Here is a 14,471-nt window from a genome sequence, read left to right as displayed (position 1 = left end):
GCGCCTCTTAAGCCGAGGTCGGAACGCCCTTCCTGCGGATCACGTCGGCGTACCAGTGGTAGCTGGCCTTGGGACGGCGCTCCAGGGTCTGGCGGTCCACCTCGATCAGGCCGAAGCGGCGCTGGTAGCCCTCGGCCCACTCGAAATTGTCCAGCAGGCTCCACACGAACCAGCCGCGCAGGTCGACCCCCTCCTCCAGCGCCTGATGACCGGCCAGCATGTGGCGGCGCAGGTAGCTGATGCGATCGTTGTCCTGGACGAAGCCCTTCGGTCCGGTCTGCTCGGGATAGGCGGCGCCGTTCTCCATCACGTAGACCGGCGGGTTGCCGTATTCCTGCTTCAGCTCGATCAGGATCTCGGCAATGCCGTCGGGCTCCACCGGCCAGCCCATCCCGGTCGTCGGCGTGCCCTCCGGCGGGGAGCCGTAGCCGGTGCCGAACAGGCCCGCCGGGTCCGGCTGCTGGTGCATCCGGCTGTAGTAGTTGATGCCCAGGAAGTCGATGGGCTGGCGGATCGCCTCCAGGTCGCCGGCCTTGACCAGCGGGGCGAAGCCGCCGCGCAGCAGTTCCGGATACTCCCCGCGCAGCAGCGGGTCGAGGCAGGCGCGGTTCCACACCGCATCCCACATCAGCGAGGCCGCGTAATTGGCGTCCAGCCCGCCGACCGGCCACACCGGCTGGAGCGACAGCACGGTGCCGAGCTGCCAGCCCTTGCCCCCGCCCGCCGCCCGCAACGCCTTCAGCGCCATGCCCTGGGCGAGGTTCTGGTGGTGGATCGCCTTGAAGTAATTGCCCTTGCCGATCAGTCCCGGCGCGTGCCCGCCCAGCCCGTGGCCGAAGATGGCGTGGACCGACGGCTCGTTCAGCATGGTCCACTGCTTGGCCCGGTCGCCGATCCGCGCGGCGACGATCTGGGCGTAGTCGGTGAACCAGCCGGCGATGTCCCGGTTGGTCCAGCCGCCGCGGTCCTGAAGCGCCTGGGGCAGGTCCCAATGGTACAGGCAGGGCCACGGCGCGATGCCCTTGGCCAGCAGCGCGTCGGTCAGCCGGTCGTAGAAGTCCAACCCTTCGGCGTTGGCCGGGCCGGTGCCGGTCGGCTGGACGCGCGGCCAGGCGACGGAGAAGCGGTAGGCGTTCATCCCCGCCTTGGCCATCAGGTCCACGTCCTCGGCGTAGCGGTTGTAATGGTCGCAGGCCACGTCGCCGGTGTCGCCGTTCGCCACCTTGCCGAAGGAATGGCTGAAGCTGTCCCACACGCTGGGGCCGCGCCCGCCCGCGGTCACCGCCCCCTCGATCTGGTAGGAGGAGGTCGAGGCGCCCCAGACGAATTTGTCTGGGAAGGCGGCCAGCACGTCCGACGGCTGGGCCACCGCGGCGCGGCGCGTGGTCAGAAAGGCCCCGGCCGAGGCCGCCAGACCGGTGGCCGCCGCCGCCTTCAGGAAACTCCGCCGCCGCATACCGAATTCCTCTCGCCGTCCGGGTCGTCCGCGACAATGTAAGAAGACCGGGCGCCAGCGCAACAGGCGCCTCGCATCGGAATGCCCGTGCGACCGGTTTGGCCGGTGTAGGCGTAACCTGGACCGTGAGGTATGATGGCGCCATGAACGGACTCTTCATGTTTCTGCTGATCGTGGCGCTCGGTCTCGTCGTGGCGTCGCTGTTCTCCGGGCTGTTTTTCATGGCGCGCGGTGGGCAGGGCGATTCGCGCAAGTCGAACCGGGCGATGCGGATGCGCGTGGCGCTCCAAGGGGTGGCGCTCGTGCTGTTCCTGCTCGCCATCCTGACCCACGGCTGATTGAGGACACCCACAGGAATCATGGTCAAGCTGACCCGCATCTACACCCGCGGCGGGGACCGCGGCCAGACCTCGCTCGGCGACGGGCGCCGCGTGCCCAAGCATGACCCGCGCGTCGTCGCCTACGGCACGGTGGACGAGGCGAACGCCGTCATCGGGCTGGTCCGCCTCCACACCGCGGACCTGCCGGAGACCGACGCCATGCTGGCGCGAATCCAGAACGACCTGTTCGATCTGGGCGCCGACCTCTGCACGCCGGAGGCGGAGAACCCGGCCTACCCGCCGCTGCGCATCCTGGAATCGCAGGTGGACCGGCTGGAGGCCGAGATCGACGCGATGAACGCCGACCTCGCCCCGCTCACCTCCTTCATCCTGCCCGGCGGTGCGCCGGCGGCGGCGCATCTGCATCTGGCCCGCACCGTGGTGCGCCGCGCCGAGCGGCTGATGACCGAACTGGCGGAGGTGGAGCCGGTCAACCCGGCGGCGGTGAAATACGCCAACCGCCTGTCCGACCACCTGTTCGTGCTGAGCCGGAAACTGAACGCCAACGGAGCGTCCGACGTGCTGTGGGTTCCGGGCGCAAACCGTTGATGCAATTCCGCCTCCTTCGCGCTTGCGGCGTAGGCGGCGTTGACAGCCAAAACGTCAACTCCTATGGTCGCAGCGCTGTCACAAGCTGCCCGATTCGGCGCCAGCGGCGAAGGTGCGCCTGCATAATTCAAGAAAAGGGTGGGATATGAAGGTCCTCGTCCCGGTCAAGCGGGTGGTCGATTACAACGTCAAGATCCGCGTCAAGGCGGACGGCTCCGGCGTTGAGACCGCCAACGTGAAGATGAGCATGAACCCCTTCGACGAGATCGCCGTCGAAGAGGCCGTCCGCCTCAAGGAAGCCGGCAAGGCGACCGAGGTCATCGTGGTCACCGTCGGCCCGACGGCCGCGCAGGAGACGCTGCGCACCGGCCTCGCCATGGGCGCCGATCGCGGCATCCTGGTCCAGACCGACGCCGAGACGCAGCCGCTGGCCGTCGCCAAGGTGCTCAAGGCGCTCGTCGACAAGGAAGGCCCGACGCTGGTCATCCTCGGCAAGCAGGCGATCGACGACGACTGCAACCAGACCGGCCAGATGCTCGCCGCCTTGCTGGGCTGGCCGCAGGGCACCTTCGCCTCCAAGGTCGTGCCGGGCGAGGGCTCGGTCACCGTGACCCGCGAGATCGACGGCGGCCTGGAGACGGTGCAGCTGACGCTGCCCGCCGTGGTCACCGCCGACCTGCGCCTCAACGAGCCGCGCTACGCCTCGCTGCCCAACATCATGAAGGCCAAGAAGAAGCCCATCGAGACGCTGGCCCCCGACGCGCTGGGTGTCGACGTGGCGCCGCGCCTGACCACGCTCAAGGTCGCCGAGCCGGCCAAGCGCAAGGCCGGCGTCAAGGTCGCCGACGTGGCCGCCCTGGTCGACAAGCTGAAGAACGAAGCCCGCGCGATCTGATAGGGAAAGTGATCTGACATGTCCATTCTCGTCATCGCCGAACACGACAACGCCGCGCTGAAGGCCGCCACGCTGAACGCGGTCAGCGCCGCCGCCAAGATCGGCGGAGAGATCCACGTTCTGGTCGCCGGCCAGGGCGCCCAGGCCGTCGCCGAGGCCGCCGCCAAGGTGGCCGGGGTGTCCAAGGTGCTGCTGGCCGACGACGCGGCCTACGCCCACCCGCTGCCGGAGAACGTCGCGCCGCTGGTCGTCAATCTCGCCAAGGGCTACGGCCATGTGCTGGCCGCCGCCTCGTCGGAGGGCAAGAACCTGCTGCCGCGCGTCGCCGCCCTGCTCGATGTCGCAGCGATCTCCGACATCACCGGGGTGGTCTCCGCCGACACGTTCGAGCGGCCGATCTACGCCGGCAACGCCATCGCCACGGTGAAGTCCGCCGACCCGATCAAGGTCGTGACGGTGCGCACCACCGCCTTCGAGGCGGCCGCCGCCACGGGCGGCTCGGCCACGGTCGAAGCGATCGCCGGGACGGGCGACGCCGGTTCGGCCAAGTTCGTCGGCCAGGAGCTGACGAAGTCGGAGCGTCCGGAGCTGACCCAGGCCAAGATCGTCGTGTCGGGCGGCCGCGGCATGCAGTCGGGCGAGAACTTCAAGCTGCTGGAGGCGCTGGCCGACAAGCTGGGGGCGGCGGTCGGCGCCAGCCGCGCGGCGGTGGACGCCGGATTCGTGCCGAACGACTATCAGGTCGGCCAGACCGGCAAGATCGTGGCGCCCGAGCTGTACATCGCCGTCGGCATCTCCGGTGCCATCCAGCACCTCGCCGGCATGAAGGACAGCAAGGTCATCGTCGCGATCAACAAGGACGAGGAGGCGCCCATCTTCCAGGTCGCCGATTATGGCCTCGTCGCCGACCTGTTCAAGGCGGTGCCGGAGCTGACGGCCGAGCTGGGCAAGGCGTAATCGGCCGGTCCTCCTCGGAAGACCAGCGGCCCAAAGACAAGCGGGAAAGCTCATATGTCCACGATCAAGAAGATTGGCATCATCGGTGCCGGCCAGATGGGCAGCGGCATCGCCCACGTCTGCGCGCAGGCGGGGTACGAGGTCGTCATCTCCGACATCAGCCCGGAGATTCTGCAGAAGTCGGTGGCCGCCATCTCCAAGAACATGGACCGTCAGGTTCAGAAGGGGAAGCTGACGGAGGCCGACAAGACGGCGGCGATCGCCCGCATCTCCACCGGTTCCGACCTGTCCGTGTTCCATGACGCCGATCTCGTGGTCGAGGCCGCGACGGAGAACGAAGCGCTCAAGCGCGAGATCTTCAAGAAGCTGGTCCCGAACCTGAAGCCCGAGGCGCTGATCGCGACGAACACCTCGTCGATCTCGATCACCCGCCTTGCGGCCTCGACGGATCGCCCGTCCAAGTTCATGGGCATGCATTTCATGAACCCGGTGCCGGTGATGCAGCTCGTCGAGCTGATCCGCGGCATCGCGACGGACGAGGCGACCTTCAACGCGATCAGCGAGCTGACGGCGAACATCGGCAAGACCGCGGCGGTGGCCGAGGACTTCCCGGCCTTCATCGTCAACCGCATCCTGCTGCCGATGATCAACGAGGCGGTCTACACCCTCTATGAGGGGGTGGGCGGCGTCCAGGCCATCGACACGGCGCTGAAGCTGGGCGCCAACCACCCGATGGGCCCGCTGGAACTGGCGGACTTCATCGGTCTGGACACCTGTCTGGCGGTCATGCAGGTCCTCTACGAGGGTCTGGCCGACAGCAAGTACCGCCCCTGCCCGCTGCTGGTGAAGTATGTCGAAGCCGGCTGGGTCGGCCGCAAGGTCGGCCGCGGCTTCTACGACTACTCCAAGAATCCGCCGGTCCCGACCCGCTGACGCGGCGGATAAGGACGGACGACGCAGCGAAGCCCGCTCCGGGAAACCGGAGCGGGTTTCGTGCTTGTGCGGAACCGCTGCGCTTGCGCTCTGTTCGTCCCGCAGGGGCAGAGGGCGAACAGCGGAAAGGACGGGGGCGATGCGGCGCGGGTTCCTGACGGCGATGCTTGCGGCCTTCCTGTCCGGCCCGGTCCTGGCGCAGGCGCCGGGCTCCGTCCCGGCCTCGCCCTCCACCCTGTCCCGGCAGGAGCGCAATTTCATTGCCGAGGCGCTGGCCGACGGCATGGCCGAACAGGCGCTCGGCAAGCTGGCCCAGGACCGGGCGGAAACCGAGCCGGTCCGCCGCTTCGCCCGCCGTATGGCCGACGATCACGGGCTGAAGACCGACCGGCTGGCCGGCATGGCGCTGCGCCACGGCATCCCCATCCCGCGCGAGCCGGGCCTGTCCGCCCGCGCCCACATGTCCAGCCTGCGCGACACGCCCGATGGCGCCTTCGACCGCCGCTACATGGCCGCGGAGGAAGAAACCCACGCCCGCGCCATCAAGCTGTACGAGGCGCAGGCCGAACGCGGCGGCGAGACCGGCGACTTCGCCCGCGACGCCCTGCCCATGCTGCACAGCCATTTCGAGGAGGCGCGGGACATCATGGCCGACTTGGCCCGCCGCCCGGCCCCGCCACAGACCCAGGCGCCGCCGGGGACGTCCGGATCATCGCAGTGACTTCGAAGCTTTTGATCGGCAGCGCCAAACGGAAGCCGCTCCATGAGAGCTTCAGGGTCGGCTGCCCCGGCTCAGTTGCCAGTGCGCTCGCTCATCATGGATGGAAGCATCTCCAAAAAAGATAGAACCGCTTTTTCGCCGCCGGAGGCCCAAAGGCCAACATGATCGGCCCCCTCAAGCGCGACGAAGGTCTTGGGATTGTTTGCGGCATCGAACAAATGTCTGGAGTGGTCTATCGATATTACCCTGTCGAGAGCTCCATGATAAATCAGCAATGGGGCTTTCACCTGACCGATTTTTGACAGGCTGTCGAACGGGTGGCGGATCATCGAACGCACCGGCAGAAAGGGCAGCAGCCGGCCACCGATCTCCGCGATGCTGGTGTAAGGGGCGGCGAGGATCACCGCCTCGACGCGCCGTTCCGTTGCAAGCTGCACGGCGACACCGCTGCCCAACGAATAGCCGTGCAAGGCCACCCGCGCGCCCGATGCCTCCAGGAAATCCAAGGCGGCCCGCCCGTCCTCATACAGGCCCGCCTCGCTCGGCTTTCCCGGATTCCCGCCGTAGCCGCGGTACTCCGCCATGAACACACCGTACCCGCCGTCGATCAGCGCACGGGCGATGTGGCCGTTCCACGCCACCGTCTCGCCATTGCCGTGGAACAGCAGGAGCGTCGGCCGCCCCGACGCGGCCGGCGCCTTGTGCCAGCCCAGCAGGTCCAGCCCGTCACCGGTGCGCACGGACACCACCGCCATGTCGCCCACGCCGACCTCATCCGGGGTCTGTGCGAGCGGAATGGCCGGAAAGATCAGACGGTCCTGGGCAACATAGGCCAGCAGCAGGACGAGGGCGTAGAGCGTCGCCCCCAAGGCCAGGATCGCGATCAGGATCTTCATGCGGCTCCGGTGGGCTAAGGAGGAGAGCGACGTGAGGCGCACAGTTTCACAAGGCCGGGTCTCACCCGCCCGTCTTTACCACACCGCCGCGGTTGTCGCGGTTCGGGCCGCCGCCGTTGCCCATGTGCTTGCGCAGGAAGGCGATGACCTCCGGTGAATCCCACTCCACCGCCCCTTCGATGCGGCCAAGCTCGCGGCCCTCCTGGTCGACCAGCAGGGTGGTCGGCAGGCCGCGCAGCTTCAGAGTCTGCATGGAGGCGCTCGACGGGTCGAGGTAGAGGGCGAGGTTCTTGACGCCGGTCCGCTGGTAGAAGGGCTGCACCTGGTCCTTGCCGCCGCGGTCCACCGACAGAGCCACGACCTGGAAGCCCGGCCCGCCCAACTGCGCCTGGAGGCGGTCGAGCGCCGGCATCTCCTTCACGCAGGGCGCGCACCACGTCGCCCACAGGTTCAGCAGGACCAGACGGTCCTTGAACTCCGACAGGTCGACCCGGCGCCCCTCCCCGTCCAGGAAGGGCAGCTCCGGCACCGGCGTCAGCGGCTCCATGTAGCGGAACTTGTCGAGACCCACCGCCGTCACCCCGGAGGAGGGCTGGTTGGCCGGCTGGTCCAGTGTCAGCACGGCGGGCGGCGGCGGGGCCGAAGGCCCGGCCAGCGCCATCCACAGCCCGGCACCGCCCAGCGTCACACAAAAGATTGCGGTGGCCGCCAAAGTCCGCATACTCACGCTTCCCGTCCTCCCATCCGTATTGTGTCCGTCATGAGCGCCGAACAGCCCAAGCCGAACTCACAAGACCGTGCCACCCAAGACGGCTCGGCCCCGGCCGCCAGCCAGATGTGGGGCGGCCGCTTCGCCCGCGGTCCCGCCGCCATCATGGAGAGGATCAACGCCTCCATCGGCTTCGACAAGCGGCTGGCCGACCAGGACATCGCCGGATCGAAGGCCCACGCCGCCATGCTGGCGCGCCAGGGCATCATAACCCAGGCCGACGCCGATGCCATCCGCGAAGGGCTGGACCGGGTCAAGGAAGAGATCGACTCCGGAGCATTCACCTTCAAGGTGGAACTGGAGGACATCCACATGAACGTGGAGGCCCGGCTGGCCGAGCTGATCGGCGAGCCGGCCAAGCGCCTGCACACCGGGCGGTCGCGAAACGATCAGGTGGCGACCGACTTCAAGCTGTGGGTGCGCGACGCGCTGGACCGCGCCGACCAGGGGCTGAAGGCGCTCCAGGCCGCCCTCATCAATCTGGCGGAGAAGCACACCGACACGGTGATGCCGGGCTTCACCCACCTCCAGGCCGCCCAGCCGGTCAGCTTCGGCCACCATCTTCTGGCCTATGTGGAGATGTTCGGGCGCGACCGCGGCCGCCTGCGCGACGCCCGCGCCCGGCTGAACGAGTGCCCGCTCGGCTCCGCCGCGCTGGCCGGTACGCCCTACCCCATCGACCGCTTCATGACGGCCCAGGCGCTGGGCTTCGACCGGCCCACCGCCAACTCGCTGGACGCCGTCTCGGACCGCGACTTCGCGCTGGAGTATCTGGCCGCCGCCAGCATCTGCGGCATGCACCTCTCCCGTTTCGCGGAGGAGATCGTGCTGTGGTGCTCGGCCCAGTTCCGCTTCATCAAGCTGACGGACGCCTTCACCACCGGCTCCTCCATCATGCCGCAGAAGAAGAACCCCGACGCGGCGGAGCTGGTGCGCGCCAAGGCCGGGCGCGTCATCGGCAGCCTGAACAGCCTGCTGGTCGCCATGAAGGGCCTGCCGCTGGCCTATTCCAAGGACATGCAGGAGGACAAGGAGCCGGTCTTCGAGGCCGACGACACGCTTGCGCTGTGCATCGCCGCCATGGAGGGCATGGTGCGCGACATGCAGCCGAACGTGCCAGCGCTGCGCGAGGCGACCGACCGCGGCTTCCTCAACGCCACCGACCTCGCCGACTGGCTGGTGCGGGAGCTGAACATCCCCTTCCGCGAGGCGCACCACATCACCGGGCGCGCCGTGAAGGCGGCGGAGGACAAGCGCGTCGGGCTGACCGCCCTGACGCTGGAGGAGTTGCAGGCCATCGAGCCGCGCATCACCGAGTCCGTCTTCCCGGCGCTGAGCATCGAGGCGTCGCTGGACAGCCGGCGCAGCTTCGGCGGCGCTTCCCCCGTCCGCGTGCGCGAGGCTGTCGCGGCGGCGCGGGAGCGTTTCCTGTGAGGCGCCCGCTGCTGATCCTGGCGACCGCCGCCGTCGCGCTGACGCTGGCCGGCTGCGGCAAGAAGCCGAGCTTCGTCGATCCCCCGCAGGGCAAGGAAGCCGACAAGTTCCCGCAGCCCTACCCGAACCCGAAGACCGACCCCAAGCCCGGTCAGCCGTCCTCCGGAGCCCGCTTCCCATGAGCGCCTTCGCCTACCGCAACGGCGTGATGCACGCCGAATCCGTGCCGCTGTCCACCATCGCGGCGGAGGTCGGCACCCCCTTTTACTGCTACTCCACGGCGGCGCTGGAGGCGCATTACAGCGCCTACGCCGGAGCCTTCGCGGGGCAGGACGCCGACGTCTGCTACGCGGTGAAGGCCAACTCCAACCTCGCGGTCATCCGCGCCTTCGCCCGGCTGGGCGCCGGCGCTGACGTGGTGTCGGGCGGCGAGATGCGGCGCGCGCTGGCCGGCGGCATCCCGGCCGGCAAGATCATCTTCTCCGGCGTCGGCAAGACACGCGAGGAGATGCGCGCCGCCCTGGAAGCCGGAATCCACCAGATCAACGTGGAATCCATCCCGGAGGTGGAGGCCCTGTCGGAGGTCGCGGTCAGCCTGGGCGTCACCGCGCCCATCGCCTTCCGCGTGAACCCGGACGTGGACGCCAAGACCCACGCGAAGATCGCGACGGGCAAGAAGGAGAACAAGTTCGGCGTCGACTACGACCACGCGCGGGAGGTCTACGCCCAGGCCGCCAAGCTGCCGGGGATCAAGCCGGTGGCCATCGCCGTGCACATCGGGTCTCAATTGACCGACCTCGCCCCCTTCCGCGCCGCCTACGAGCGGGTAGCGGCGCTGCTCCACGTCCTGCGCGAGGACGGGCACGACATCACCCGGCTCGACCTCGGCGGCGGGCTGGGCATCGTCTACAAGCACGAGGCGCCGCCGGACATCGCCGACTACGCCGCCATGGTGAAGTCGATCACCGGCAACCTCGGCTGCCGCATCTCGCTGGAGCCGGGCCGCTCGCTGGTCGGCAACGCCGGCATCCTGGTGTCGCGGGTGATCTACCTGAAGCAGGGGCTGCACCGCCGCTTCGTCATCATCGACGCGGCGATGAACGACCTGATCCGCCCCACCCTCTACGAGGCCTATCACGGCATCGTCCCGGTGACCGAGCCCGCCAGGGGCGCCGCCACCGAGCCCTACGACGTCGTCGGTCCGGTCTGCGAGAGCGGCGACACCTTCGCGCTCCAGCGCGCGCTGCCGGCCATGGCGCCGGACGAGCTGGTGGCCATCCTGTCGGCGGGGGCCTATGGCGCGGTCATGTCCTCCACCTACAACACCCGCCCGCTGATCCCGGAGGTTCTGGTGAACGGCGACCAGTTCTCGGTCATCCGCCCACGCGTGTCGGTGGAGGAGCTGTTGGCGCTGGACCGCGTGCCGGATTGGCTGAAGGGCTGATCGGCGACGGTTGCCGGCCTGCAATAACCGCTGCACAGAACCACCCGTAAGGCGTATGATTCCCCGTTCGAGAAACGGGCGGGGAACATCATGGAGTGGGACGCGGCCTATGCCATCGGACAGAGCGCTGTGGACGGAGACCATCAGCGCCTGTTCCAGCTGTTCAACCAGTTCAGCGCGGCCATCGCCGCCGGGGAAACGCGGGAATCCGCGAACCGCTTCCTGCGCGAGCTGGCCGATTATTCGGCCTATCATTTCCGCCGCGAGGAAGGGCTGATGCACGCGGTCGGCTACCCCGACTACACCAAGCACAAGACGATGCACGACACCTTCGCCGACTTCGTCCGCCGGCAGTCCGACTCCGGGACGCGCGATCCGGAGGAGGTGCAGTTCCTCCAGAGCTACGTCGAGATGTGGCTGTGCGGCCATATCCTGGTCATGGACAAGTGGTTCGGCGAATGGCTGGACGGGCGGAGCGGGAATCCCCGCGCGGCGGCCCCGACGGCCTGAGGGCCGGGCCGCGGAAGCCCAGCGCTCAGAACCTCCGGACCGGGCGCCGTCTATTTCTTGTAGGGATTGGCCGCCCACGTCTTCAGGTAGGACACGAGTTCGGCGTCTCCGTCATAGTACAGCCACTCGCTTTCCTCCTTCGACAACGGCTTGGTCGGCGACGGCCGATAGAGCTTGTCGTAAGGCACCGAGAAAACCCCCAGATCGGGCGCCGTTTCGAGAATCTTCTTCACCCAGCCCTCGGCCCGGTCATAAAGGGCTTCGTAATCCGTGGCGACGGACAGGAAGGGGTTGTCGTTCGAGTTTTCCGACTGGCTGCCGTACGAGCTTTGCTTGAGCGCCCAGTCGTTCAACACCGAATCGCTGGGTTTGGCGAAGCCGCCGCCGACGGTGTTCCGGCGGCGCGACCTCCAGTCGGTCGCTTTGGCCTTGTCGGCGAACCGATAGACAAGGACATGTCCGGGCTTGGCGGGGTCGAGCGTGTATCGTTCACCGGTGGCGTTCGCGGTCGAGAAAGTCTTGGGGCTTGGCATGGGGCCGCTCCTGATCGGATGCTGTTGGACGGGCGCGATGCGCCTCGCCTTCTGGAGAACGACCCACCGTCCGCGGCCGTGAAATGGGTGGGCACCGCGCCCTGAGTCATCCATTGGCCCGCCATATTTTGGACATGGCCCGATGTTTCGGTAAGGAACCGGCATGCCGGACCGCGACAGACGGCGCAGCCGAGCCTATATCCTGACGATGTTCCGGCGGCGGCTTCTCCTCCCGCCCGGTGCCTGACCTGACGGGAGAGCGGCATGAGCGACAGCAAGGACGGGTTCCGGTTCCCCCTGCGCAAGGAGGCACCACCCGCGCCCGCCCCGCGGGAACCCCGCCTCCGCATGGGGCAGGCCCGCGCCGCCCTGCTGTGGGAACGGCTGTGGCCGGCGCTCTGGGCGCCCATCACCATCGCCGGTGCCTTCCTCGCTTTGGCCCTGCTGAACGTCTTCCTGCTGTTGCCGGGCTGGCTGCACGCCCTGGCCCTGCTGCTCTTCGTCGCCGCCATCGGCTGGACGGGGTGGCGCGGGCTGCGCGCCTTCCGCCTGCCGGACGAGGACGCCGCCCGCCGCCGGCTGGAGCGCGACAGCGGCCTGCCCCACCGGCCCCTCCACGCGCTGCGCGACACGCCCGCCGGCAATGACCCCGTCGCGGCGGAGCTGTGGCGCCTGCACCAGGAGCGGGTGCGCGCCGCCATGCGGCGGCTGCGCGTCGCCATGCCGCTGTCCGACGGCCTCGCCGCCCAGGACCGCTACGCCCTGCGCGCGCTGGTGGCGCTGGTGCTGATCGCCGCGGGCGGCGCGACCTGGGGCGACTGGAAGCCGCGTCTTGTCGCCGCCATCACCCCGCATTTCGGCGGGACGGCGACGGCGACGGTCGCGACGCTCGACCTCTGGGTGACGCCGCCGGAATACACCGGCCTACCGCCGGTCTTCCTGAAGTCGGCCAACCCCGCCCATACGCCGAGCCTTGCCGACCCCGTGCCGGTTCCCAAGGGCAGCCTCGTGCTGGCCCGCGTCACCGGCGGCAGCGGCACGCCGTCGCTGGAGGCCGGCAGCAAGACCACCGCTTTCGAGGCCGTGGACTCCGCGACCTTCCAGATCCAGCAGCCCATCGAGGACGGTGCCCGCATCGCCGTGACCCAGGGGTCCAACCTGCTGGGCGGCTGGAACGTGCGGATCATCCCGGACAACCCGCCGACCATCGCCTACGCCAGCCCCCCGACCAAGGGGGAGCGCGGCGCGCTGCGGCTGGACTACACCGCGCAGGACGACTACGGGCTGGCCGAGGCCAAGGCCGTCGTCCGGCTGGACCTGCCGGAGGGCGAGGCCCCGGCGCTCGACCGCAGCCCGCTGGAGCTGCCGCTGGCCCTACCCGGCGTCCGCCCGCGCGAGGCGCGCAACGCCGCCTTCCACGACCTGACCGCCCATCCCTGGGCCGGGCTGAACGTCACCATCCGCCTGACCGCGCTCGACGGCGCCGGCCAGACCGGCAGCACGGAGGACGTGGCGATGGTCCTGCCGGAGCGCGTCTTCAACCACCCGGTCGCCCGCGCCATCGTGGAGGAGCGCAAAAAGCTGACCCTGCGGCCCCAGCAGCTCCGCATCGAAGTGGCCCGCGCGCTGGCGGAAATCTCGTCCAGACCCAGCCAGTTCGGCGGCGATCTGGTGGCCTTCCTGGCGATGCGCACCGCGGTGAACCGCCTGCTGCTCGACGAGGAGGGGGCATCGGTCCCAGCCGTCCAGCAGCTTCTGTGGGAAACCGCGCTGCGCATCGAGGACGGCGGGCTGTCGCTGGCCGAACGCGACCTGCGCGACGCCGAGAGCCGTCTCGCCGAGGCGCTGGAGCGCGGCGCCGACGACCAGGAGCTGAAGAAGCTGATGGACGAGCTTCAGGCGGCGCTCGACAAGTTCCTCGACGCCATGGAGCAGCAGATGCGCGAGGCGCTGGAGCGTGGCGAGCAAATTCCCATGGTGCCGCCGGAAATGGCCGACCAGATGATGGACCGCCAGGACCTTCAGCGGATGATGGAGCAGATGCGGCAGATGGCCGAGACCGGCGCCCGCGACGCCGCCCGGCAGATGCTGTCCCAGCTTCAGCAGATGATGGAGAACATGCGCAACGGCGCCATGGCCCAGATGCAGCAGCAGGGCCAGAACGAGGCGGCACAGATGATGCGCGAGCTTCAGGAGCTGACGCAGCGGCAGCAGCAGTTGCTCGACCAGACCTTCCGCCAGTCGCAGGAGCAGATGGGCCGGCAGGACGGGCAGCAGGGCCAGCAGCAGGGGCCGCGCAACCGCCAGGGCCGTCCGCAGCAGGGGCAGCAAGGCCAACAGGGTCAGTCCGGCAGCCCGCTGATGCAGCAGCAGGCCGAGCAGCAGGAGGCGCTGCGCCGCCAGCTCGGCGAACTGATGCGCCGCATGGGCGAGCAGCAGGGCGGCGAAATCCCGCGCCCGCTCGGCCGCGCCGAACGGGCGATGCGCGACGCGGGGCAAGCGCTCCAGCAGGGGCAGCCCGGCTCCGCCGTTCCGCCGCAGACCCAGGCGATGGACGAGCTTCAGCAGGGCATGCAGGCGATGGCCGAGCAGATGATGCAGCAGATGATGGGCCAGCAGGGTCCGGCGATGAGCGGGCAGCAGCCCGGACAGGCGCAGCAGCGCCAGGGCCAGGGCCGCAACCGCGACCCGCTGGGCCGCCGCCCCTCCGGCTTCGGCAACTACAACAACGAGGACGTGAAGATCCCCGAGGAGGCCGAACTCCAGCGCGCCCGTGAAATCCTCGACGAACTGCGCCGCCGCTCCGGGCAGTATGGCCGTCCGCAGATGGAGCGCGAGTACATCGACCGGCTACTGAAGCAGTTCTGACCGGCCGCTGAAGCAGTTTTAAGGCCGGGGGACCGGGCGGCTTTACCGGAGGGCGGCGCTGGTGCAGTATCCGCCGCGCAAGGCGCCGCCGCTTGCCTTTCCGGCACGGACGCCCCCGGACACAAC

At 69.0% G+C, this 14,471-nt stretch carries 15 protein-coding genes; 11 read left to right on the top strand and 4 right to left on the bottom strand.

The window, feature by feature from the left end; all coding sequences use genetic code 11:
• Positions 1-7 precede the first annotated feature (7 nt).
• Entirely contained in the window at positions 8-1,456 is a 1,449-nt protein-coding gene (locus ACWPXE_RS09070; RefSeq protein WP_454017540.1) for a GH1 family beta-glucosidase, read from the bottom strand.
• 143 nt (positions 1,457-1,599) lie between these two features.
• Here ACWPXE_RS09070 and ACWPXE_RS09065 point away from each other — a divergent pair, with 143 nt between their 5' ends.
• The 6 genes from ACWPXE_RS09065 to ACWPXE_RS09040 all read left to right on the top strand — a co-directional run bounded on the left by ACWPXE_RS09065 (position 1,600) and on the right by ACWPXE_RS09040 (position 5,891).
• Positions 1,600-1,794 (top strand): twin transmembrane helix small protein, encoded by a 195-nt coding sequence (locus tag ACWPXE_RS09065; RefSeq protein WP_145627479.1) that lies wholly within the window; start codon positions 1,600-1,602, stop codon positions 1,792-1,794.
• 21 nt (positions 1,795-1,815) lie between these two features.
• A complete protein-coding gene (locus ACWPXE_RS09060; RefSeq protein WP_454017539.1) occupies positions 1,816-2,385 on the top strand; it encodes a cob(I)yrinic acid a,c-diamide adenosyltransferase in 570 nt (189 codons plus the stop codon).
• A gap of 145 nt (positions 2,386-2,530) precedes the next feature.
• Positions 2,531-3,280 carry an electron transfer flavoprotein subunit beta/FixA family protein gene (locus tag ACWPXE_RS09055; protein ID WP_451994439.1) on the top strand — a complete coding sequence of 250 codons (750 nt, stop codon included), beginning with the start codon at positions 2,531-2,533 and terminating at the stop codon, positions 3,278-3,280.
• 18 nt (positions 3,281-3,298) lie between these two features.
• Positions 3,299-4,237: an electron transfer flavoprotein subunit alpha/FixB family protein gene (locus tag ACWPXE_RS09050; protein ID WP_454017538.1), complete on the top strand. Its 939-nt coding sequence runs from the start codon at positions 3,299-3,301 to the stop codon at positions 4,235-4,237.
• 54 nt (positions 4,238-4,291) lie between these two features.
• Complete coding sequence (locus tag ACWPXE_RS09045) at positions 4,292-5,170, top strand: 3-hydroxybutyryl-CoA dehydrogenase (RefSeq protein WP_237905682.1); 879 nt, start codon at positions 4,292-4,294, stop codon at positions 5,168-5,170.
• A gap of 139 nt (positions 5,171-5,309) precedes the next feature.
• Positions 5,310-5,891 carry a DUF4142 domain-containing protein gene (locus tag ACWPXE_RS09040; protein ID WP_454017537.1) on the top strand — a complete coding sequence of 194 codons (582 nt, stop codon included), beginning with the start codon at positions 5,310-5,312 and terminating at the stop codon, positions 5,889-5,891.
• Between the two features lie 71 nt (positions 5,892-5,962).
• On the opposite strand, the gene ACWPXE_RS09035 is transcribed toward ACWPXE_RS09040, so the two are convergent.
• The gene (locus ACWPXE_RS09035) at positions 5,963-6,787 is read right to left on the bottom strand and encodes an alpha/beta hydrolase (protein WP_454017536.1); all 825 of its coding nucleotides are present in this window, start codon (positions 6,785-6,787) and stop codon (positions 5,963-5,965) included.
• Positions 6,788-6,848: 61 nt separating this feature from the next.
• A complete protein-coding gene (locus ACWPXE_RS09030; protein WP_454017920.1) occupies positions 6,849-7,508 on the bottom strand; it encodes a TlpA family protein disulfide reductase in 660 nt (219 codons plus the stop codon).
• Between the two features lie 39 nt (positions 7,509-7,547).
• Between ACWPXE_RS09030 and argH the strand changes: the two genes are divergently transcribed.
• From argH to ACWPXE_RS09010, 4 genes are all read left to right on the top strand, one after another.
• The gene (gene argH / locus ACWPXE_RS09025) at positions 7,548-8,990 is read left to right on the top strand and encodes an argininosuccinate lyase (protein ID WP_454017535.1); all 1,443 of its coding nucleotides are present in this window, start codon (positions 7,548-7,550) and stop codon (positions 8,988-8,990) included.
• Complete coding sequence (locus ACWPXE_RS09020) at positions 8,987-9,172, top strand: hypothetical protein (protein WP_237905678.1); 186 nt, start codon at positions 8,987-8,989, stop codon at positions 9,170-9,172. The genes argH and ACWPXE_RS09020 overlap by 4 nt, the downstream gene beginning before the upstream one ends.
• Complete coding sequence (gene lysA / locus ACWPXE_RS09015; RefSeq protein ID WP_454017534.1) at positions 9,169-10,434, top strand: diaminopimelate decarboxylase; 1,266 nt, start codon at positions 9,169-9,171, stop codon at positions 10,432-10,434. The genes ACWPXE_RS09020 and lysA overlap by 4 nt, the downstream gene beginning before the upstream one ends.
• Positions 10,435-10,524: 90 nt before the next feature.
• Positions 10,525-10,944, top strand: coding sequence for a bacteriohemerythrin (locus ACWPXE_RS09010; protein WP_454017533.1), 420 nt, complete (start codon positions 10,525-10,527; stop codon positions 10,942-10,944).
• Between the two features lie 50 nt (positions 10,945-10,994).
• Here the strand turns inward: ACWPXE_RS09010 and ACWPXE_RS09005 are convergent, their stop codons facing one another.
• Positions 10,995-11,477 (bottom strand): hypothetical protein, encoded by a 483-nt coding sequence (locus tag ACWPXE_RS09005; protein WP_454017532.1) that lies wholly within the window; start codon positions 11,475-11,477, stop codon positions 10,995-10,997.
• Positions 11,478-11,741: 264 nt separating this feature from the next.
• Between ACWPXE_RS09005 and ACWPXE_RS09000 the strand changes: the two genes are divergently transcribed.
• Positions 11,742-14,345, top strand: coding sequence for a TIGR02302 family protein (locus ACWPXE_RS09000; RefSeq protein WP_454017531.1), 2,604 nt, complete (start codon positions 11,742-11,744; stop codon positions 14,343-14,345).
• Positions 14,346-14,471: the final 126 nt, after the last annotated feature.

The sequence above is a fragment of the Azospirillum sp. Marseille-Q6669 genome (assembly GCF_965111635.1).
This window is presented reverse-complemented; position numbering and strand designations above follow the sequence as displayed.

What these genes read in the sequence shown, in the direction of transcription:
- ACWPXE_RS09045 (WP_237905682.1), top strand. Translation starts at nt 4,292, where the DNA reads ATGTCCACGATCAAGAAGATTGGCATCATCGGTGCCGGCCAGATGGGC.
- ACWPXE_RS09035 (WP_454017536.1), bottom strand. Translation starts at nt 6,787, where the DNA reads ATGAAGATCCTGATCGCGATCCTGGCCTTGGGGGCGACGCTCTACGCC.
- lysA (WP_454017534.1), top strand. Translation starts at nt 9,169, where the DNA reads ATGAGCGCCTTCGCCTACCGCAACGGCGTGATGCACGCCGAATCCGTG.
- ACWPXE_RS09070 (WP_454017540.1), bottom strand. Translation starts at nt 1,456, where the DNA reads ATGCGGCGGCGGAGTTTCCTGAAGGCGGCGGCGGCCACCGGTCTGGCG.
- ACWPXE_RS09065 (WP_145627479.1), top strand. Translation starts at nt 1,600, where the DNA reads ATGAACGGACTCTTCATGTTTCTGCTGATCGTGGCGCTCGGTCTCGTC.
- ACWPXE_RS09060 (WP_454017539.1), top strand. Translation starts at nt 1,816, where the DNA reads ATGGTCAAGCTGACCCGCATCTACACCCGCGGCGGGGACCGCGGCCAG.
- ACWPXE_RS09040 (WP_454017537.1), top strand. Translation starts at nt 5,310, where the DNA reads ATGCGGCGCGGGTTCCTGACGGCGATGCTTGCGGCCTTCCTGTCCGGC.
- ACWPXE_RS09010 (WP_454017533.1), top strand. Translation starts at nt 10,525, where the DNA reads ATGGAGTGGGACGCGGCCTATGCCATCGGACAGAGCGCTGTGGACGGA.
- ACWPXE_RS09005 (WP_454017532.1), bottom strand. Translation starts at nt 11,477, where the DNA reads ATGCCAAGCCCCAAGACTTTCTCGACCGCGAACGCCACCGGTGAACGA.
- argH (WP_454017535.1), top strand. Translation starts at nt 7,548, where the DNA reads ATGAGCGCCGAACAGCCCAAGCCGAACTCACAAGACCGTGCCACCCAA.
- ACWPXE_RS09030 (WP_454017920.1), bottom strand. Translation starts at nt 7,508, where the DNA reads ATGCGGACTTTGGCGGCCACCGCAATCTTTTGTGTGACGCTGGGCGGT.
- ACWPXE_RS09055 (WP_451994439.1), top strand. Translation starts at nt 2,531, where the DNA reads ATGAAGGTCCTCGTCCCGGTCAAGCGGGTGGTCGATTACAACGTCAAG.
- ACWPXE_RS09050 (WP_454017538.1), top strand. Translation starts at nt 3,299, where the DNA reads ATGTCCATTCTCGTCATCGCCGAACACGACAACGCCGCGCTGAAGGCC.
- ACWPXE_RS09000 (WP_454017531.1), top strand. Translation starts at nt 11,742, where the DNA reads ATGAGCGACAGCAAGGACGGGTTCCGGTTCCCCCTGCGCAAGGAGGCA.